The 20,768-nt window shown below is 59.8% G+C and carries 15 protein-coding genes; 2 read left to right on the top strand and 13 right to left on the bottom strand.

Annotation, left to right across the window (positions count from 1 at the left end):
- Positions 1–14 precede the first annotated feature (14 nt).
- From LGT41_RS13620 to LGT41_RS13675, 12 genes are all read right to left on the bottom strand, one after another.
- The gene (locus LGT41_RS13620; protein ID WP_274127454.1) at positions 15–1,349 is read right to left on the bottom strand and encodes an 8-oxoguanine deaminase; all 1,335 of its coding nucleotides are present in this window, start codon (positions 1,347–1,349) and stop codon (positions 15–17) included.
- 9 nt (positions 1,350–1,358) lie between these two features.
- Positions 1,359–2,006 carry a uracil phosphoribosyltransferase gene (upp, locus tag LGT41_RS13625; protein ID WP_274127455.1) on the bottom strand — a complete coding sequence of 216 codons (648 nt, stop codon included), beginning with the start codon at positions 2,004–2,006 and terminating at the stop codon, positions 1,359–1,361.
- Positions 1,999–2,994, bottom strand: a complete 996-nt coding sequence (locus LGT41_RS13630) for an adenosine deaminase (RefSeq protein ID WP_274127456.1) — start codon at positions 2,992–2,994, stop codon at positions 1,999–2,001. Before LGT41_RS13630 ends, upp begins: the two co-directional genes overlap by 8 nt.
- On the bottom strand, positions 2,991–4,196 hold the full coding sequence (locus LGT41_RS13635; RefSeq protein ID WP_274127457.1) for a phosphopentomutase: 1,206 nt from the start codon (positions 4,194–4,196) through the stop codon (positions 2,991–2,993). Before LGT41_RS13635 ends, LGT41_RS13630 begins: the two co-directional genes overlap by 4 nt.
- Complete coding sequence (gene deoA / locus LGT41_RS13640) at positions 4,193–5,497, bottom strand: thymidine phosphorylase (RefSeq protein ID WP_274127458.1); 1,305 nt, start codon at positions 5,495–5,497, stop codon at positions 4,193–4,195. The genes LGT41_RS13635 and deoA overlap by 4 nt, the downstream gene beginning before the upstream one ends.
- A gap of 51 nt (positions 5,498–5,548) precedes the next feature.
- The gene (gene cdd, locus LGT41_RS13645; RefSeq protein ID WP_420720188.1) at positions 5,549–5,947 is read right to left on the bottom strand and encodes a cytidine deaminase; all 399 of its coding nucleotides are present in this window, start codon (positions 5,945–5,947) and stop codon (positions 5,549–5,551) included.
- A 12-nt stretch (positions 5,948–5,959) separates the two neighbouring features.
- On the bottom strand, positions 5,960–7,345 hold the full coding sequence (locus LGT41_RS13650) for a sigma-54-dependent transcriptional regulator (RefSeq protein ID WP_274127460.1): 1,386 nt from the start codon (positions 7,343–7,345) through the stop codon (positions 5,960–5,962).
- An 8-nt stretch (positions 7,346–7,353) separates the two neighbouring features.
- The gene (locus tag LGT41_RS13655) at positions 7,354–8,853 is read right to left on the bottom strand and encodes a response regulator (RefSeq protein ID WP_274127461.1); all 1,500 of its coding nucleotides are present in this window, start codon (positions 8,851–8,853) and stop codon (positions 7,354–7,356) included.
- Between the two features lie 104 nt (positions 8,854–8,957).
- Positions 8,958–10,505, bottom strand: coding sequence for a sensor histidine kinase (locus LGT41_RS13660; RefSeq protein ID WP_274127462.1), 1,548 nt, complete (start codon positions 10,503–10,505; stop codon positions 8,958–8,960).
- 99 nt (positions 10,506–10,604) lie between these two features.
- On the bottom strand, positions 10,605–11,171 hold the full coding sequence (locus LGT41_RS13665; RefSeq protein ID WP_274127463.1) for a putative pterin-binding protein: 567 nt from the start codon (positions 11,169–11,171) through the stop codon (positions 10,605–10,607).
- A 258-nt stretch (positions 11,172–11,429) separates the two neighbouring features.
- A complete protein-coding gene (locus tag LGT41_RS13670) occupies positions 11,430–13,334 on the bottom strand; it encodes a propionyl-CoA synthetase (protein WP_274127464.1) in 1,905 nt (634 codons plus the stop codon).
- Between the two features lie 169 nt (positions 13,335–13,503).
- Positions 13,504–15,783 (bottom strand): NADP-dependent malic enzyme, encoded by a 2,280-nt coding sequence (locus tag LGT41_RS13675; RefSeq protein ID WP_274127465.1) that lies wholly within the window; start codon positions 15,781–15,783, stop codon positions 13,504–13,506.
- Between the two features lie 453 nt (positions 15,784–16,236).
- Between LGT41_RS13675 and LGT41_RS13680 the strand changes: the two genes are divergently transcribed.
- Both LGT41_RS13680 and LGT41_RS13685 read left to right on the top strand, forming a co-directional pair.
- Positions 16,237–17,412: a Hint domain-containing protein gene (locus tag LGT41_RS13680; RefSeq protein ID WP_274127466.1), complete on the top strand. Its 1,176-nt coding sequence runs from the start codon at positions 16,237–16,239 to the stop codon at positions 17,410–17,412.
- A 139-nt stretch (positions 17,413–17,551) separates the two neighbouring features.
- On the top strand, positions 17,552–18,577 hold the full coding sequence (locus LGT41_RS13685; RefSeq protein ID WP_274127467.1) for a Hint domain-containing protein: 1,026 nt from the start codon (positions 17,552–17,554) through the stop codon (positions 18,575–18,577).
- Between the two features lie 30 nt (positions 18,578–18,607).
- On the opposite strand, the gene scpA is transcribed toward LGT41_RS13685, so the two are convergent.
- On the bottom strand, positions 18,608–20,734 hold the full coding sequence (gene scpA / locus LGT41_RS13690) for a methylmalonyl-CoA mutase (RefSeq protein ID WP_274127468.1): 2,127 nt from the start codon (positions 20,732–20,734) through the stop codon (positions 18,608–18,610).
- Between the last annotated feature and the right edge of the window lie 34 nt (positions 20,735–20,768).

Raw genomic sequence — 20,768 nt, forward strand, 5'->3', positions numbered from 1 at the left:
CTGCGGCGCGGCCCCTAAACCAGCCCTGCGGCAAGCTGATTTTGCCGGGCAATCAGGCGACGGGTATCGAGCCGCGCCAGCACACCCCCCTCCACCACAATTTGCCCTTCGACCAACAGGTCGCGCACGCCTTTGGGCGGGCACAGGATGAGCGCGGCAACCGCATCCCACGCGCCTGCCGCGCCCAAATGCTGGCTGTCCCAAATGGCGATATCGCCGCGCTTGCCAATTTCAAGGCTGCCTAGGTCGGGGCGGCCCAGCACCCTGGCCCCGCCCAGCGTGGCAATTTCCAGCACCTCGCGGGCCGAAATGGCATCGGCGCCATTCTGAACGCGTTGCAACAGCAGCGCCTGACGCGCCTCGCTTAACACATCACCGGCATCATTGCTGGCCGAACCATCAACCCCCAGCCCCACATTCACCCCCGCATCGCGCATGGCGCGCACGGGCGCAATGCCCGAACCAAGCCGGCAATTGGAACAGGGGCAATGCGCCACGCCGGTGCCTGTGCGCGCAAAAAGGTCAATCTCGCTTATATCCAGCTTAACGCAATGCGCGTGCCACACATCACTGCCGGTCCAGCCCAGATCCTCGGCATATTGACCGGGGCGGCAGCCGAATTTCTCCAGCGAATAGGCAATGTCTTCGTCATTCTCGGCCAGATGCGTGTGCAGCATCACGCCCTTGTCACGCGCCAGAAGTGCTGCATCGCGCATCAATTCGCGACTAACGGAAAAGGGCGAACAGGGCGCAAGGCCAATGCGCAGCATCGCGCCATCGGCGGCATTGTGATAGGTGTCAACCAGCCGGATACTGTCCGTCAGAATCGCCGCCTCATCCTCGACCAGACTGTCGGGCGGCAGGCCGCCATCGCTTTCGCCAATGCTCATCGCACCGCGCGTGGCGTGCAGGCGCAGCCCGATGCTTTGCGCCGCCACGATCGTATCATCCAGCCGTGACCCGTTGGGGAACAGATACAAATGGTCGGATGTCAGCGTGCAGCCCGAAAGCGCCAGTTCCGCCAAACCAACTTGGGCCGATACCAGCATATGCTCCGGCCCCATGCGCGCCCAGATCGGGTAAAGCGTTTGCAGCCAGCCAAACAGCAGCGCATCCTGCCCGCCGGGCACGGCGCGGGTCATGGTTTGATACAGGTGGTGGTGGGTGTTCACCAACCCCGGCGTGACCACGCAGCCGCGCGCATCAATCACCCTATCGGCCAGATAGGGGCCATCGCCAATGGCGGCAATCACCCCATCTTCAACCAGCACCGAAGCCCCGGCCAATTCGCGCCGCTTTGCATCCATCGTCACAACAATATCGGCATTGCGGATGAGCGTGCTGGCCATGATCTGCCCCTATTTCGTGCCGAACATCCGATCGCCCGCATCGCCAAGCCCGGGCAGGATATAGCCGATTTCGGAAAGCTGGCGGTCGACCGCGGCGGTAATGATCGGCACATCGGGATGCGCCTCTTTCATCCGCTTAATGCCTTCGGGGGCGGCCAGAAGGCACAAAAACCGGATATCTTTAGCCCCGGCTTTCTTGAGCAGGTCAATTGCTGCAACCGAGGAGTTGCCGGTGGCGAGCATCGGGTCAACAGCGATCACAACGCGCTGTTCCAGCTCTTTTGGCACCTTGAAGTAATACTGCACCGGTTGCAGGGTTTCCTCGTCGCGGTAAAGCCCGACAAAGCCAACGCGGGCCGAAGGGATAAGCTCCAGAACCCCATCAAGCAACCCGTTGCCCGCCCGCAAAATAGAGATCAGCGCGAGCTTCTTGCCCTTCAGAATCGGCGCTTCCATCTCTTCCAGCGGTGTGTCGATATCGGTTGTGGTCATCGGCAGGTTGCGGGTGACTTCATAGCCGATCAGCAGGCTGATCTCACGCAGAAGCTGGCGGAATTTGGCGGTGGATGTGCCGCGCTCACGCATTTTGGTCAGCTTGTGCTGCACCAGCGGGTGTTTGACGACTGTCAAATGTTGGGTGGTCAGATGCTCAGTCATTGGCGCTCTCCTCGAATTGGGCTGCAATGCGGGCGCGGGTCGCCTCGTCACAAAAGGCTGCTGCCATCGCATCGAGGTTTATCGCACGAAAATCGGCCTCTCCCCAGCCGAAAGTGGCGTTCAGCCCGGCATATTCGCGGCTCATATCGGTATCAAAATAGGGCGGATCATCGGTGGAGATGCTGATCGAAATGCCCGCATCGCGCAGCTTGTTGATAGAGTGGTCGGCCAATGCCGGAAACACGGAAAGCGAGATGTTGGAGCCGGGATTCACCTCCAGATGCACGCCTTCGCCCGCCAGCCGCTTCATCAGGTCGGCATCTTCAACCGCGCGCACACCGTGGCCGATGCGGCTGACTTTCAGGTCGCGCAAGGTCTGCACCACGCTTTCAGCCCCGCGCACCTCGCCGGCATGGCTGGTCAGGCCAAGGCCGGCTTCGGCGGCACAGGCGAAGGCCCAGGCAAAATCGCCGACATCGCCAAAATTCTCATCACCACCCATGCCAAAGCCGGTCAGCATGTGGCTGGCAGTGTCGGCCGACATCCGCGCGGTCTTGCGGGCGTTTTCAGCCCCGAAATGGCGCACAACGGTGGAAATGAAGCGCGATGTAATGCCCAACTTCGCCTCCTGCCGCGCCGCTGCCTCGCACATCGCCGCCAGATATTCACGCCATTTCACCAGATCGCCGCCACAAAAATCCGGCGCCAAAAAAATTTCGGTATAGATCACGCCATGCTTGGCGCTTTCGGCCAGCACGGCTTCGGTGAGACGTGCAAAATCATCGGGGGTTTGCAGCACCGAACAGGCGGCCTCGTAAACCGCCAGAAAATTGACGAAACCGTGCCATTCATAATTGCCGTCACCCCCGAAAATGCCGCCGAGATCGACCTTCTTTTCATGCGCCAACTGGCGGATAAAGGCGGGCGGCGCCGCCCCTTCAAGGTGCAAATGCAGCTCTGTCTTGGGGGTCGCGGTAAAATCTCTCACAAAAAACTCCTGCCATGTTTGCCTTGGGCAAGGCCCAGATGGGCAGCCAATGTTTCGCCAACCTGCACAAAACCCACCTGCCCCAGCGGGCCGGGTTCAAGCCCCGCGCCATGCACCAGCACAGGCACACGTTCGCGCGTATGCTCGGTGCCGTGCCAGGTCGGGTCATTGCCGTGGTCGGCTGTGATGATCAGCAGGTCATCTTTGCGCATTTTCTTCAGCAAGGCGGGGATGCGCGCATCGAAGGTTTCCAGCGCGCGCGCATAGCCCGGCACATCGCGGCGGTGGCCGTATTCGCTGTCAAACTCGACGAAATTCGCGAAAACAAGGTCGCCATCCTGCGCGGAGTCGGCAAGGGTAAGCAAATGGTCGAACAAAGCCATGTCGTCCTTGCCCTTGAACACTTCGGAAATGCCCGACATGGCGAAAATATCGCCGATCTTGCCAATTGCAAGCGTGCGCCCGCCCGCATCAACCACGCGGTTGCACAGGGTTTTTTCGGGCGGTGTAATGGCATAATCATGCCGGTTCGGCGTGCGTTTGAAGCTGGCCGCATCCGCCCCCAGAAACGGGCGCGCGATGACCCGGCCCACCATCATCGGGTGGAAAAGTTCGGCGGCAATTTCGCAAAGCGCATATAGCTTTTCCAGCCCGAATGCCTGCTCATGGGCGGCGATCTGCACCACGCTATCGGCCGAGGTATAGACGATGGGCTTGCCGGTTTTCACATGCGCCTCGCCAAGCTCTTCAATAATTCTGGTGCCCGAGGCATGGCAATCGCCCAGAATGCCGGGCAGGCCAGCCCGCGCAATCATCTCGGCAATCTTGTCCGCTGGGAAGGCGGGCTTTGTGTCGGGGAAATAGTGCCAGTCAAACGGCACGGGCATTCCTGCAAGCTCCCAATGGCCCGAAGGCGTGTCTTTACCGTTGGACACTTCATTGGCCGCCGCGTAGGGGCCGGTGGGTGTGGATGAAAAACCCGGCGGATAGGTGCCGGTGGCCAGTTCCGCCGCCCGGCCAAGGCCAAGTGCATCGAGATTGGGCAGGCGCAGCGGGCCGTTTCGCCCCTCATTCGCACGCCCCGCCGCGCATTCAGCGGCGATATGGCCGAGCGTGTCCGAACCTTCATCGCCAAAGGCGGCGGCATCACCTGCTCCGCCAATGCCAACAGAATCCATCACAACAAGAAAAGCGCGGCTCATGGTGCGATCCTTTCCAGAACAAGCGGCGTTTCGGCGGGCGCATCGCCAATGGTATAGGCCGCGTCCAGCCGTGCGCGGGCGGCTTGCAGCCCGGCATCGCTGCGGGCATGAATGCGGGCGATGGGGGTATGTGCATCCACCTTCGCCCCAAGCGATGCGAGCCTGTCCAGCCCAACCGCATAGTCAATGGCATCGGCGGCGCGGCGGCGACCGCCGCCAAGTTCGACCACCGCCTGCCCCACGGCGCGGGTATTGATCTGCGCGACATGGCCTTCGGTTCTTGCGAAATAATCCATAATGATCGGCGCGGCTTCCATGTGCTTTTCGGGCGCATCCATAAAATCGGCTGGCCCGCCAAGCGCGGCAACCATCTGCGCGAATTTCTCTGCCGCCGCCCCGCTGGCATAGGCGTTGTTCACCTTGGCGCGCGCATCATCCAGACTTTCCGCCAAGCCGGCGCTGTGCAAAAGGTCAGCGCAAAGCGCGACCGTAACCTCATAAAGCCGTGCATCGGCATTGCCGCGCAAAAACGCCACGGCATTGGCCATTTCCAGCGCATTGCCGGCCGCACTGGCCAGCGGCTGGTTCATATCGGTCAGCAGCGCGGTGGTGGTGCAGCCCGCACCGTTAGCCACCTGCACAAGGCTTTCGGCCAGCGCGCGCGCGTCGGCCGCCGTGGCCATGAATGCGCCCGAGCCGAACTTTACATCCAGCACCAGATGCTCCAACCCCGCAGCAAGCTTTTTGGACAGGATCGAGGCAGTGATCAGGTCAATCGATTCGACTGTCGCCGTCACGTCGCGAATGCCGTAAAGGCGCTTGTCAGCGGGGGCAATTTCGCCGGTCTGGCCGATAATCGCACAGCCCACCTGCCCGACCACGCGGCGCAATTCGCCAATATCGGGCTGGGTGTTATAGCCGGGGATGGCATCGAACTTGTCGAGCGTGCCGCCCGTATGCCCAAGGCCGCGGCCCGAAATCATCGGCACATAGGCGCCACAGGCGGCAAGCGCGGGCGCAAGCATGAGCGATACATTGTCCCCCACGCCGCCGGTTGAATGTTTGTCCACCACCGGGCCGGGCATGGCCCATGTCAGCACATCGCCGCTGTCCCGCATGGCACATGTCAGCGCAACACGCTCATCAATGCTCATCTTCTGGAAAAATACCGCCATCGCAAAGGCTGCGGCCTGGCCTTCGGAGATGCTGCCATCGGTGATGCCGGCGACGAATTGCGCAATCGCCGCCTGTGGCAACACGCCCCCGTCACGTTTAAGCGCAATAATTTCCTGTGTCAGCATGTCAGCCCCCTGCGTTGAACCTGTAGCATTGGGCGGTTTTTGTCCAGATGGTCAAGAATTATTATCGAGCTGCGCCTGATCAAACGCATAGGGCAAAAGCTCGGCCATTGTCATGCGCCGCCGCTCGCCATTCAGATCGGCCAGAATGACCACGGTATCGGGGCTGGAAAATTCGGCCAGCTTCTGCCGACAGCCGCCACAGGGCGTAACGGGCTGCGGGCTGACGGCCATAACCAGCACTTGCGTGATCTGCCGTTCACCCGCCGCCACCATTGCCGCTATGGCCCCGGCTTCGGCGCAAGTGCCCTGCGGATAGGCGACATTCTCGACATTGCAGCCGGAAAACACCGCGCCCGTTGCGGTTTCAATCGCCGCACCCACCGCAAAGTTGGAATAGGGCGCATAGGCCTGTGCGCGGGCGGCCTTGGCAGCGTCAAACAGCATCGTCATCTCCTGAAGGGGCTAGGTCCAGCTTTCACGTTTACGATAAAGCGTTGAGGGTGACACGCCCAAAATGCGGGCCGCTTGCGGCAACGAGCCGTCGCTCGCCTCGATCGTTGCCTCAATGAATGCCCGCTCCATTTCGGCAAGCGTATGGCCAACAAAGGCCGATATCTTTGGCGTGGCATCGCCACGTGCGACGGGGTGTTCCGGCGCGCTGGGTGACATCATGCGCCGGGCTTCCACCAGAATATCATGCGGCAGCATTTCGGGCATCATCTCGACACCGTCATTCAGCACAACCACATTGCGCAGCACGTTCAAAAGCTGGCGCACATTGCCCGGCCAGTCGAGCCTGCGGAACATCTGCGCGGTTTCGGGATTGAGCCGACGGAACATCTTGCCTTCTTCCTGTGCGAATTTATGCAAGGTCAGCTCGGCAATCTTCAAAATATCGTCGCGCCGTTCGCGCAAGGGCGGCAGGTGAATCGGCACAACATGCAACCGGTAGTAAAGATCTTCGCGAAAGCGCCCGGCCCGCATTTCGACCATAGGGTCGCGGTTGGTGGCGCAGACTATGCGCACATCGACCACGCGGGGTGTCACCGCGCCAACCGGCGTTACCGTTGATGTTTGCAGGAAACGCAGCAGCTTGGTTTGCAGCGACAGGTCCATCTCGCAGATTTCATCCAGAAACAGCGTGCCGCCATGCGCCGCAGCCGCAGCACCTTTCTTGTCGGAAATGGCGCCGGTGAACGAGCCTTTCAGATGGCCAAACACCTCGGATTCCAGCAAGTCGCGCGGGATTGCACCGCAGTTGAGCGCAATGAACGGCCCTTCGGCACGGGGCGAACAATCATGGATCGCATGGGCGGCCAGCTCCTTGCCCGTGCCGCTTTCCCCGGTGATGAAAACCGAAGCGGTCGAGCGGCCGATCCGGTCGATCATCCGGTAAATTGCCTGCATTTCGGGGGAATTGCCCAGAAACCCGTGAAACCCTTCGCCCGATTGCGGCTTTTCAGGCGTATCGGCGCGCTGCGTGCGCTCAGCACTCAGCGCATTTTCAACGGCGCGCAGCAGGCGGTTTTCGTCAAACGGCTTCACCAGAAAATCAAAGGCGCCAAGGCGCATTGCCTCAACCGCGCGGTTGATCGAGCCATTGGCGGTAATCACGATGACCCGTGCATTGGCGTCATGGCGATGAACCTCGTCCATCAGCTCCATCCCGTCGCCATCGGGCAGCATCAGGTCGAGCAACACGGTGCTGGCCTTGGATTTGCGCCAGCTCGCACGTGCCTCTTGCAGGCTGCTTGCGGTCACCACCTCATGCCCGGCCTTTTTCAGCACGGTTTCATACAGCATGGCCAGCGATAGCGTGTCTTCGACAAGGAGAATAGGAGATGCCATCGCCTCTGCTACCAATTGCCGGCCTCTTTGGCAACAAATGTCAAAAGCGCATCAACCCCGTCAATCAACCGTGCCAACCTTGGGGCCACACGCGCCCAATCTTCGGTTTTGACGGCGGCATTAAGCTCCTGGGAAAGGTTTTGCAGCCCCGTGCCACCAATGGCCCCGGCCAGTGATATCAGAATATGCGTGGCGCTGCGCACAGGCTCCACCGCCGCCCCGGCCTGCCCCGCGCGCAGTTTTTCCTGCACATTTTCAAGATCGTCGGTGATTTTGCTGAGCAATTCGCGCATTCCGGCCGGGCCCATCGTTTGCGCCAGATTGTCAAAAATCCGCCGGTCAATCGCGGTAAGTTCTGTGGATGCAACAGGTTCAAGCGGCGCGCTTTGCAGGGGCTTGTCGCCGACATATCCCAGCACAGCCGTGCCAAAATCGTCGATACTGGTCAGCGGTTTGGCGATCAGGCCATTGGCGCCCACATCCATGATGCGCGCCACATGGTCGGGCATGGCATAGGCGGTCAGGGCAACAAGCGGCAAACGCGCCAGCGCATCGTTGCGTGCGCGCAGGGTGCGGATCACGTCCAGCCCGGTCATGCGCGGCATTTCAATGTCGAGCAGGGCAATGTCAAACCCGCCATTGGCCAGCATTTCCAGCGCCTCGACCCCGTCCGAGGCCACCTCGAACTGCGCGCCCATCGCCTCGAGCATCTGGCTGACAACAAGCTGGTTGGTCAGATTGTCTTCGGCGACCAGAATTTTCAGCGCCGAAAGATCGGGCAAACCGCCGGTTGGCATGGCACCGGGCGCGTTGGCCGGCGCATTTTCAAAGTGGCAAATTTCGGGCGGAAAGGCGAGCGTGATGCGCGCGCCCCCTTTGGGCCGGTTTTGCACGTCGATATCACCGCGCATCCGGTCGGTCAGCGTTTTGGTTATGTAAAGCCCAAGGCCGGTGCCATCTTTGCGCGCATCCAAGGGCCGGCCACGCAGGGCAAACAGCGCGCGCAGGGCCGCGTCGCTAAAGCCGGGGCCGTCATCATCAATCGTTACGGTCAGCCCGCCCTCATCGGTGCCGTGAAAATGCACGCAAACCTCGCCCTCATCACAGAATTTGAGCGCGTTCCCAAGGATATTGTCGAAAATCCGGTTCAACTCGGCCGCCGCGCCATGCAGGGCCGTTGGTGCATCGGTGCTGAGGGTTATGCGCAGATTCAGGCTTTTTTCAACCGCCGTGTCGCGCCAGCGATTATCGATCCGCCGCGCAAGTTCGGCCAGCGAAACATCGCGTTTGGACAGCGCGCCGACACCCATCGAAATATCGAGCAGGTCTTTCAGGGTTGCTGCCGCCACACGCGCCTGGCGCAGGCTGCGCTTTTCCGCCCCGCTCAACCCGTCTGCGCCGATCAGGCTTAGCGATGACAGCACACCGGCTGCTGCGGCGCGCAGGTCATGCGCAAGCAAATCCGAGGCGATATCGGGGTCATCCATGTTTCGGTCGTTGAGTGTCATGTGCCGCAATGCTCCTTGCAACGCAGTATGTCGCAAAAACAGTTACTCGTCCAAGGGTTGTGTTTGCGTTACCGAATATACCATTTTTTTGAAAAGCGCAGCTTTTATGCGGCATTTCGGAATTTTTGAAGCGCGGCACGCAGGGCCGAAAGATCAAGCGGCAGATCAAGGCACTGATCATAAAGAGATTTATCGGCAACACGCCCGATTGAGATGATCGGCACTTTCGGGTAGGTATTGCGCAATTCTGTTGCTGTTTTCGTCTCGTCCTGGCCGGTCGGTTCAAACAGGATCAGCTTTGGGGGCGCTTTTTCGTCATCGTCCGTGACCAGAATACTTTCGTCCCGCAGCACGGTTTCGCAAATGGCACGCACCGCGCCCGATTGCAGATTCATGCGCACATTGAACGGGGCGGCATTGGTGGTGTTCATGGGAATCAGCAAGGCAAGCCTTGTGCCGCCATCGTCTTGCTGATGCACCTCGATCTTTCCGCCCATCTGCGCGCAAAGCCCGCGCGCCAGTGTGGGCCCAACGGCCCCGGCGGCAAAATTGGTGTCGTCTTGCGGCGCGGCGTCTTCCAGGAAAATCGGGCGCCAACTGTCACCCCCGCCCTGCCGGTAGGAAAACACGATCTCGCCGTGCATAAGGCCGTCGGAATGGTCAAAACGCACGGTCAAATGGTCAACACCGGCGGTTTCCAGCAGATAATTGCACAGATGCTCAAAAATCTGGTGCAGGCGGCGCACATCGCCAAGCAACTGGTCGGGCGCGCTTTCAACCACCTCGATATCCAGCCGCCCGCGGCTTTCATCAATCGCCCGTGCAAGCCCGTTGGCCAGCATCCGCAAGCTGAATTGTTTGCGCTCTATCGGCAGGGCACGGGCCTGCAGGGCCGAAAAATCGAGTATATCGGTCAGCAGGCCAATCATCCGCCGCGCGGAACGCTCGGCCATGCCAAGCGTGCGGTTCAGCTTGCCGGGCAGATCTTGCTGGCGGGCAATGGCCAGCAGCCCCAGAACCCCGTTCATCGGGGTGCGCAGTTCGTGGCTCATCATCGTCAGGAATTGCGACTTGGCGCGGCTCGCCTGCTCGGCTTCGCGCGCCAGTTGCAAATTATGTTTGGCCAGACGGCGGAACCTGCGCAATGACATCCAGTTGATGACCAGCGCCAGCAGCAGCACCGCGGTTGCGGCCCCCAGCAGGAACGCGGTATTGCGCACGCCAACCCCAAGCTGGGCGCGAATTTCCGCAAGATTTTTCTGCTCGCCCTGGGTGACGATGCGCGACAGCTCGCGCAACGCATCGCCAAATGGCGCAAAAGCGCGGTCGATCGCTTCGATTGTCGTATCATCGCCAGGCTGGAGCATGACGATCTGCGTCTCGAAGGCCTGCATCGTGGCAAAGAACCGGCTTACAATCTGGTTTTCAGCGTCATAATCCAGCAAACGTTCGCCAATGCGGCCCCGCTGAAAAATCGCAACGCGGCTCCATAAAATATCAAAGCGGTTGTTCAGATTGGCTGCGCTTTCTGCGCCCGTCATTTCGGTTGAACGCAGCGCGCGAAGCTCGCTGCGAAAGCGCGCCAGCTCCAGCTCCAACTGGCTGGTCGACCAGGAAATATCTTCCTGCCCAGCCGTTTGCAACGCTACCACATTGCGCTGAATAGCCTGATACCCGAAGAATACCAGGCCAATCAGCGTAATGAAAAGAAGCGTGCCAACAATAAAACTAAAGCGTTGCGCCGCTTTCACTTAGTCCAATTCCACCCTGATCAATTGCCATATCATATATGTACCATATACCGTATCTTGCAGGATTGCATTATCGCTTTGCGGATAGACAACCCAGATCGGGCCCTTGTCGCGCAAGGACAGGCGTTCACCATTTACGGCGGTTGCAAAAATCACATCATATTCGGCCAGATGCGCATAGGGTATTTCGACCTGATAATCGTTCATCGCGGTCAGGGTGATCGTGTCATCCGGCATGAGGCCCAGCAGCGCAACAACATCACGGCCCAACGGGCCCTGATAGCAGTTCATACCTTCCAGATATTCGTTCTCGGTGGCAATCGCATATTGTGGCAGGGCAAAATACGCAGCCTCGCTCAGCTCGGTTGTCGTGCCGTCACGACCAACAAGCGTGATCAGCACCTCGCTTGAATGGACATCGCTCGTGGTGCTGCTGCCTTCGCTGGTCTGCACGGTCTGGCCGGCAATACAGGGCGTGTCGGCCGGCATTTGGGCAAGGGCGGCCATCGGGGTGAAGCCGCCAAGCAGCAACAGGGCCGAAAACAGGGGGCGGGGTGAAAGCGACATATGCGAACCATCCTATGTTAGTCTTACCCTTCATCCTGCAAAAATCGGGCCGTGCTGTTTAATGGCGCAAACACCGCCCGTTTCGCATTCTGCAAACTCAACCTAAGGTTTTTTTGCGTTTTGCGAATTAAATGCAGTGTAATTTGCATTTCACAATTTTACCAACCGAAATATTGCTGGAGTCTTAACCGAACTCGCTGATTTTACGGCTAAAATCCGCCCCGGAAAGCTAAAATTATTTCTATTTTGGCCCGGAAATCAATTCGGGGCTACCTGTTTGGCATAGCCGAGGTTTTGCAAAGCGATACGAATTTCATCGAGGATGGCCGGGTCATCAATGGTTGCCGGCATCTTCCAATCGGCCCCATCGGCGATTTTTGCCATCGTTGCGCGCAATATCTTGCCCGAGCGGGTTTTTGGCAGCCGGTCGACCACGCAGCCGAGCTTGAAGGCGGCAACCGGGCCGATCTGGTTGCGCACGAGCGCCACGCATTCCGCCACGATCTCGGCTTCGGGTTTTGCGCAGCCTTTGTTGAGGCACAGGAAGGCCAGCGGCAACTGGCCTTTCAGCGCGTCTTCCACACCAACCACCGCGCATTCCGCCACATCCTTGTGGCCTGCCAGCACCTCTTCCATTGCGCCGGTCGAAAGCCTGTGGCCGGCCACGTTTATCACATCATCGGTGCGGGCCATGATGTAGAGATAGCCATCATCGTCGATCATTCCCGCATCGCCGGTTTCATAATAGCCGGGAAAGGTTGTCAGATAGGCCTTTTTGAAGCGTTCATCGGCGTTCCAAAGGCTTGGCAATGTGCCCGGCGGCAAGGGCAGTTTAATGGCAATCGCACCAAGCGTGCCGGGGGCGACGGGGTTGCCGCCTTCATCCAGAATTTGCACATCATAACCCGGCATGGCCACGGTGGGCGAGCCTAGCTTGACGGGCAGTTCCTCTATTCCCAGCGGGTTGGCGACAATGGAAAATCCGGTTTCGGTCTGCCACCAATGGTCGATCACCGGCACGCCAAGCTGTTTCTGGGTCCAGATGATCGTATCGGGGTCGGCGCGTTCGCCCGCCAAAAACAGCGCGCGCAGCCTTGACAGATCATACCCGTCAACCAGCCTGCCCTCCGGGTCTTCACGCTTGATGGCACGAAAGGCCGTGGGGGCGGTGAAAAAGCTCACCACGCCATGTTCGGCAATCACCCGCCAGAATGTGCCCGCATCGGGGGTGCCGACAGGCTTGCCCTCGAACACCACGGTCGTTGCGCCCAGCAGCAGCGGTGCGTAGCAGATATAGCTGTGGCCCACGACCCAGCCCACATCCGAGGCCGCCCAGAACACCTCGCCCGGCGCGACGTTGTAGATGTTGGTCATCGTCCAGAGAAGCGACACCGCATGGCCGCCATTGGGCCGCAAAACCCCCTTGGGTTGGCCGGTGGTGCCGGAAGTATAGAGAATGTAGAGCGGGTCCATCCCGCCAACCGGGGTGCAGGGCGCAGGGGCAACGCCTGTTTGCGCCTCGTGCCAGTCAAAATCATAACCATCGCGCAGCTCGGCGCGCTGCTGGTCGCGCTGCAAGATCAGCGTGAAATCGGGCTTGTGGCTTGATTGCGCAATCGCCGCATCGACCAGCGGTTTATAGGCAATCACCCTGCCCGGCTCTATTCCGCAAGATGCGGCGACAATCGCCTTGGGTGTGGCATCATTGATGCGCACGGCAAGCTCATGCGCGGCAAAACCGCCAAACACCACGGAATGCACCGCGCCAAGGCGGGCGCAGGCCAGCATGGCCATCAGCGCCTCGGGCACCATCGGCATGTAGATGATCACGCGGTCGCCCTTGCCCACGCCCCTGGCGGCAAGCGCACCCGCCAGCCGCGCGGTTTTCTCGGTCAGTTCCGCATAGCTGAGCGTGGCCTTCGCGCCGGTGATCGGGCTGTCATAGATGATGGCGGCCTGATCGCCGCGCCCGGCTTCAACATGCCGGTCGAGCGCGTTGTAACAGGTGTTGAGAATGCCATCGGCATACCAGTCATAAAACGGCGCGCGGGCATCATCAAGCGCGTGGCTGGGCGGCTTTATCCAGTCCACCGCCTTGGCCTGTTCCATCCAAAAGGCTTCCGGATCTGCCTGCCAGGCGGCATAAACATCACGATAGCTCATCAATTCCACTCCCCAATGCGCGGCCAGCACGGCCACAGTGTAACCACTTTCCCTCGGGGATGAAATTGCCCGGCTTGGCCGGTGTTCTTGTATCGGGAGGGTCAGTGCGCCTGCCCGTTACAGCCATTTATGCCCCAGCTTTTACACCATTTCCATGCGGCATTCCGCCTTAGCCATAGGTTTGCACCGGCGTGCCGGCCAGTGCGGCAATGTTCAGCAGGCCGCGCGCGGTGATGGAGGGCGTGACGATATGCGCCTTGTTGCCCATGCCCATCAGAATCGGGCCGACCTCCAGGCTGCCGCCCAGCATTTTCATGGTGTTGCGCACACCGCTGGCCGCATCGGTATTGGCAAAAATCAGCACATTGGCCGCGCCTTCGAACCGGCTTTCGGGCAGGATACGGGCGCGCAGTTCCGCATCGAGCGCGGCATCAACATGCATTTCCCCCTCATAGGCGAAATCGCGCGGCACCGCGTCGAGCAATTCTATCGCTGCGCGCATCCGCCGCCCGCTTTCGGTTTCCAGGTTGCCGAATTGCGAATGCGAACACAGCGCGATGCGTGGCGTCACCCCGAAGCGGCGCACATGCCGGGCGGCCCCGATGACGTTCTCCACAATCTGCTGCGGGGTCGGCTCGGGCGAAACCTGTGTATCGCCCACAAAGATCGGCCCCTTTTCGTGGATCAGCAGCGACAGCGCGCCAATCGGGTGCAGCTTGTCAGATCCGATCACCTGGCTGATATAATTCAGGTGCCACAAATACTGCCCGAAGGTGCCGCAGATCATGCTATCGGCCTCGTCGCGCCTGACCATGACCGCGCCGATTGCCGTGGAATTGGTGCGCATAATGGCCTTGGCAAGGTCGGGCGTGACCCCGCGCCGCGCCATACAGGCATGGTAGGTGCCCCAATAGTCGCGGTAGCGCGGGTCGTTTTCGGGGTTCACAAGCTCGAAATCGCGGCCCGCAACCATGCCCAGCCCGCATTTCTCGATCCGCTGCGCCACAACCTCCGGGCGACCAATAAGAATGGGCGCATCATGGGTTTCCTCGATCATCGCATGGGCGGCGCGCAGCACGCGCTCATCCTCGCCCTCGGTGAACACGATCCGACGCAGAGAGGCACGCGCCGCTTCAAACACCGGCCGCATGATCAGCGCCGAGCGATAGACCGACCCATCGAGCCGCGCGCGATAGGCGTTCAGGTCGGGCAGCGGGCGGCGGGCCACGCCGGACTCCATTGCCGCCTTGGCCACCGCGCTGGCGACAATCGCCAAAAGCCGCGGGTCGAACGGTTTCGGAATCAGGTAATCGGGGCCGAAAATCAGGTCTTCACCCTGATAGGCGGCGGCGGCCTCGGCGCTGGAATGCGCGCGCGCCAGCTTGGCAATGGCATTCACACAGCCGATTTCCATGTCATCATTGATGGTGGTTGCCCCCACATCCAGCGCACCGCGAAAGATGAAGGGAAAGCACAGCACATTGTTGACCTGATTGGGATAATCGCTGCGCCCGGTTGCGATAATCGCATCGGGCGCGACCTCGCGCGCCTCTTCCGGCATGATTTCCGGCGTCGGGTTGGCCAGCGCAAAGATGATCGGCCTGGCAGCCATTTTCGCCACCATATCGCGCGTCAGCACACCGGGGCCGGACAGGCCCAGAAACAGATCGGCCCCGGCTATCACCTCGTCCAGATTGCGCAAATCGCTGGCTTGCGCGAACTCGGCTTTTTGCGGGGTCATCTCATCGGGGCGGCCCTCATAAACCAGCCCGGCTATGTCGCATAACCAGATGTTTTCGCGCTTCACACCCAGTTTCACCAGCATGTTGAGACAGGCAATTCCTGCCGCCCCGCCGCCGGTAGACACAACCTTGATGTCTTCGAATGACTTACTTGCACAATGCAACGCATTGGTGGCCGCCGCCCCCACAACAATAGCCGTGCCGTGCTGGTCATCATGGAACACCGGAATATTCATGCGTTCACGGCAGAGTTTTTCGACGATAAAACAATCGGGTGCCTTGATGTCCTCAAGGTTGATCGCCCCAAAGGTCGGCTCCAGCGCGGTCACAATATCGGCCAGTTTTTTGGGGTCGCTTTCGTTTACCTCGATATCGAAACAATCGATATTGGCGAATTTCTTGAACAGAACCGCCTTGCCCTCCATCACCGGCTTGGAGGCCAGCGCCCCGATATTGCCAAGCCCCAGCACCGCGGTGCCATTGCTGACCACAGCCACCAGATTGCCGCGCGATGTGTATTTCTCGGCCGTTGTCGCATCGGCCTTGATTTCAAGGCAGGCTTCGGCCACGCCTGGGGAATAGGCGCGGCTCAGGTCGCGGCCATTGGCCAGCGGTTTGGTGGCACGAATTTCCAGCTTTCCGGGCTTTGGCAGCGCATGATAATCCAGTGCCGCCTGCCGTGCCTGTTCCTTCGCTTTGTCGTTCATACTGTCCCCGGTCGTTGGTTAGGTCTTTGATGCAAGCATATACATCACAGGATAGCGCGAAAGGCGCAATCGCATCCGGGCTTGATTCGCCGCATCTACCGTAATTGGCGCTACGGCCTCGGGCGATCCTCAACGCGGGGTTGAATCCCGTTAACCTTCTTGCGCGTTTTCAGCAGCCAATCGCCCTCACCCGCCCTAATTCGGCCTAAATTTATTGCAATTTGAATGTGAGTTGATTACCAAATCAGCCAAGGCCGAAATTAGGCCGTTGTTAACTATATTTTCGTTGGTGTCCGTCTTCTTGGGTAAATTTTAACTCGACCACCGAAGACTGAGACTGTTCAGCGTTGAAGGAGTATGAAATTGCCAACACAAACCCTTACTTGGACAAATTTTGGTGGCTCGGGATCGCAGGCCGCCGATTTTACTGGCGTCAACCACGACACCGGGCTGATGACTGTCCGTGCCACGCTTATCGAGGACGGTGTTACCGGACCGGATGACATAGGAAGCCAAATCCATAATCCGCAGGGCCCGAATAACACTCACAACGAAGAAAGTGCAATTGACTCGGGTGAAGTCCGGACCGATGGAAACTATTCGGGAGGCACTGCCAATTCTGCGCTTGAACTTGACAATGCTGGCCGCACTCATACCGGTTCATCGCCGGGCGGTGATTCCAATACTGTTTCGCTTCGCCTCGATTTTGACACCAACAATGCCGCCAACTATGGCGATGGTGCGCAGAATGTCAGCTTCTGGATATCAGATATCGACCGGGATGCGTGGCGCGACCAGATCAATGTGCGTGCCTATGACATTAACGGCAACCCGGTTTCCGTCAATGTTCAGAATATTGGCTCCAATGTCAGCTACAATGCTGCAACGGGCGACATTACAGCAAACAACAACGCCGGAAACCTGGACCCGACCGATGCGAGCGGCGCGGTTCAAATCTTCATCCCCGGCCCGATCGCCTATCTGATTATCGACTACGATAACCTTGATACCGGCGATCAGCGCGTTGAAGTCGGCAATGTTACTTTTGACACGATCGACCCGGATTACCCTTGGTGCTTTGTGGCTGGCACGCTGATTGCCACACCGAATGGCGATGTGCCGATCGAATCGCTAAAGGCGGGCGACCTTGTGCTTACCCAAGATCACGGCCCCCAGCCGCTGCGCTGGATCGGCTCGCGCAGCGTGGCTGCAAAGGGTGAATTTGCGCCCGTCTGCTTTGCCCCCGGCGTTCTGGGCAATACCACAACGCTCAAAGTCTCGGGCGCGCATCGTGTGCTGGTTTCGGACGCGCGGGTCGAGCTGTTGTTCGAACAGGCTGAAGTGCTTGTCGCCGCCAGATCGCTGCTTGATGGCGACCGTGTTTACCGCGCCGAAGGTGGCGAGGTGACCTATTACCACATGCTGTTCGATCAGCACGAGCTTGTCTGGTCCAATGGCGCTATCAGCGAAAGCTTCCATCCGATTGAAAACAGCCTTGGCAGCGTTGATCGTGAGTCGCGCGCCGAGCTTCTGGCCCTGTTCCCGGAACTCTTTGGCATTGGCAGCCAGTTTGGCCCCGCCGCGCGGCCAACACTTTCAAGCGCCGAAGCGCGGGTTCTGGTGGCTTAGACGCGCCAAAATCAAATACTGAAAAGCCCGCCGCCCGGCGGGCTTTTTTGTGCCATACCAGTGGCTTGCACAGCCAAAGGTTGCAATATTTCAGACGCGTGATTGGCGCAAATAATCTCGTTGCGAATTTGCAAGACAAGTGTATCAGCCCACCAACAGCGCGCTTGAGCTGGATAATGGCGGGCGCACGGGCAATGGCGCATCGCCGGGCGGCGATTCCCACACTGTCGATCTGCGGCTCGACTTTGACACGCGCAATGCCGCGCTTTATGGCGATGGCGCGCAGAATGTCAGCTTCTGGATTTCCGATATCGACCGCGATAGCTGGCGCGACCAGGTCAATGTGCGCGCTTACGATATTTATGGAAATCAGGTGGCCGTGACCTATGCCAACCTTGGCTCCAACGTCGCCTATAACGCGGCCACAGGCGATTTTACGGCCATTCAGGCCAATAATAACCTGCAACCGACCAATGCGGCCGGTTCGGTGCAAATCATCATCCCCGGCCCGATCGCCTATCTGGTCATCGACTATGACAACCTTTCAACCGGCGACCAGCGCGTTGAAATCAGCAATATCCGCTTTGAAACCATCCCGCCCGATTACCCCTGGTGTTTTGTGGCCGGCACGCTGATTGCAACGCCACATGGCGACGTGCCGGTGGAAAACCTGCAAATCGGCGATCTGGTGCAAACCCGCGACCACGGCCACCAACCCCTGCGCTGGATTGGCCGGCGAACCGTGCCTGCAACAGGCGCTTTCGCGCCCATCGAGTTCGCGGCGGGCACAATTGGCAACACGCAACCCTTGCGCCTGTCGCCATCGCACCGCGTTCTGGTTTCGGGGTCCGCAATCGAATTGCTGTTTGATATGGGCGAGGCTCTGGTGCCCGCCAGCGCAATGGTCGATGGCCACGGCGTGTGCCGCTGCGAGGGCGGCGATGTCACCTATGTGCATATGCTGTTCGACCGGCACGAGCTTGTCTGGTCGAACGGGGCGCTCAGCGAAAGCTTTCATCCGGGCGATGCCAGCCTTGGCGGTATCGCCCGCGCGCAGCGCGATGAATTGCTGTTGCTTTTCCCCGAGCTGCGGCACGAAGGGTTCAGCTTTGGCCCCGCCGTGCGTCCGACGATCAACCATGCCGAGGCGGCGCTGCTCCACTAAACCGGGCTTGGGGGCTGCTGGCGCGGCCCCCTATTGCGCCGGCGCGATCAGCTTCATGATATTGCGCGCCGCGTCCGGAATATTGGTGCCGGGGCCGAATATCGCCTTGATCCCGGCATCATACAAAAACGCATAATCCTGCTGGGGGATGACCCCGCCGCAGATAACGATGATGTTCGCAGCCCCCCTGTCGCGCAAGGCTTCCACCAGTTTTGGCGCCAGCGTTTTATGCCCCGCCGCCTGGCTGGAAATGCCGACGATATGCACATCATTGTCAATCGCATCTTGCGCGGCTTCTTCCGGGGTTTGAAACAGCGGGCCGACATCGACATCAAAGCCGATATCGGCAAATGCCGTGGCAATGACCTTGGCGCCGCGGTCATGGCCATCCTGGCCCATTTTCACCACCAACATGCGCGGGCGGCGGCCTTCCTTTTCAGCAAACTCGGCAACCTCGGCCTGGATGGCGGCAAAATCGGCATCGCCCTCATAGGCCGCGCCATATACGCCCGCCAGCGTTTTCACCTCGGCGCGATGCCGGCCAAATGCTTTTTCCATAGCGTCCGAAATCTCCCCCACTGTGGCACGCGTGCGCGCCGCATCAACCGCCAGCGCCAGCAGGTTGCCCTGCCCCGTGCGTGCGCCCTGCTCCAATGCAGCCAGCGCCGCATCACAGGCCGCGCTGTCGCGGCTGGCGCGCACATGTTTCAGCCGGGCGATCTGGCTGTCGCGCACCTTCACATTGTCCACATCTAGAATTTCAATCGGGTCAGCCTTGGCGGGCCTGTATTTGTTCACGCCAACCACAACCTCGTCGCCACGGTCGACCGCCGCCTGCCGTTTGGCGGCGCTCTCCTCAATCCGCAGCTTGGGCATTCCGCTGGCCACGGCCTTGGTCATGCCGCCAAGCGCGTCGACCTCTTCAATGATTTTCCACGCCTCATCGGCCAGTTGTGCGGTCAGGCTTTCAACGTAATAGCTGCCTGCCAGCGGGTCGACCACGTTACAAATGCCGGTTTCTTCCTGCAATATAAGCTGGGTGTTGCGGGCTATGCGGGCCGAAAACTCGGTCGGCAGGGCAATCGCCTCATCCAACGCGTTGGTGTGCAGGCTTTGCGTGCCCCCCAATGCGGCGGCCAGCGCCTCATAGGCCGTGCGCACAACGTTGTTATAGGGGTCTTGTTCCTGCAGGCTAACACCCGATGTCTGGCAATGGGTGCGCAGCATCAGCGAGCCGGGTTTCTTTGCGCCAAACCCTTCCATGATCCGGTGCCACAACAGCCGCGCGGCACGCAGCTTGGCGGCCTCCATGAACACATTCATGCCAATGGCAAAGAAGAAGGAAAGCCGCCCGGCAAAGCCATCCACATCCATGCCCGCCGCAATCGCCGCTTGCACATATTCCTTGCCATCGGCCAGCGTGAAGGCCAGCTCCTGCACAAGGTTCGCGCCCGCTTCCTGCATGTGATAGCCGGAAATGGAAATCGAGTTGAATTTCGGCATTTCAGCGGCGGTAAAGGCGATGATGTCCGATACGATCTTCATGCTCGGCTCGGGCGGGTAAATATAGGTGTTGCGCACCATGAATTCTTTCAGAATGTCGTTCTGAATGGTGCCGGTCAGCGCCGCGCGCGCCACCCCCTGTTCTTCACCCGCGACGATGTAATTCGCCAGAATGGGAATGACCGCGCCGTTCATCGTCATCGAGACCGACATTTCGCCCAGCGGAATCCCGTCGAACAAAATCTTCATATCCTCGACGCTATCAATCGCCACACCGGCCTTGCCCACATCGCCGGTAACGCGCGGATGGTCGCTGTCATAGCCCCGATGCGTGGCCAGATCGAAGGCCACCGACACGCCCTTTTGCCCGGCGGCAAGGTTGCGGCGGTAGAATGCGTTGCTTTCCTCGGCCGTTGAAAACCCGGCATATTGGCGAATGGTCCAGGGGCGGCCGGCATACATTGTGGCACGCGGGCCGCGCACAAAGGGGGCAAGCCCCGGCATCGTGTTCATATGCGCCAGCCCCGCAACATCCTCGGCGGTATAAAGCGGTTTCACGGCAATGCCTTCGGGGGTTTGCCATGTCAGGCTGTCAATATCCTTGCCGCGCAGCTCTTTTTGGGCCAATGCGCGCCAGTCATCAAATGCGCTCATGCGAATTCTCCCGTCATATTTACCGCTTGGGCAT

This window comes from Abyssibius alkaniclasticus (genome assembly GCF_020447305.1).
GTDB classification, from domain to species: Bacteria; Pseudomonadota; Alphaproteobacteria; order Rhodobacterales; family Rhodobacteraceae; genus Abyssibius; species Abyssibius alkaniclasticus.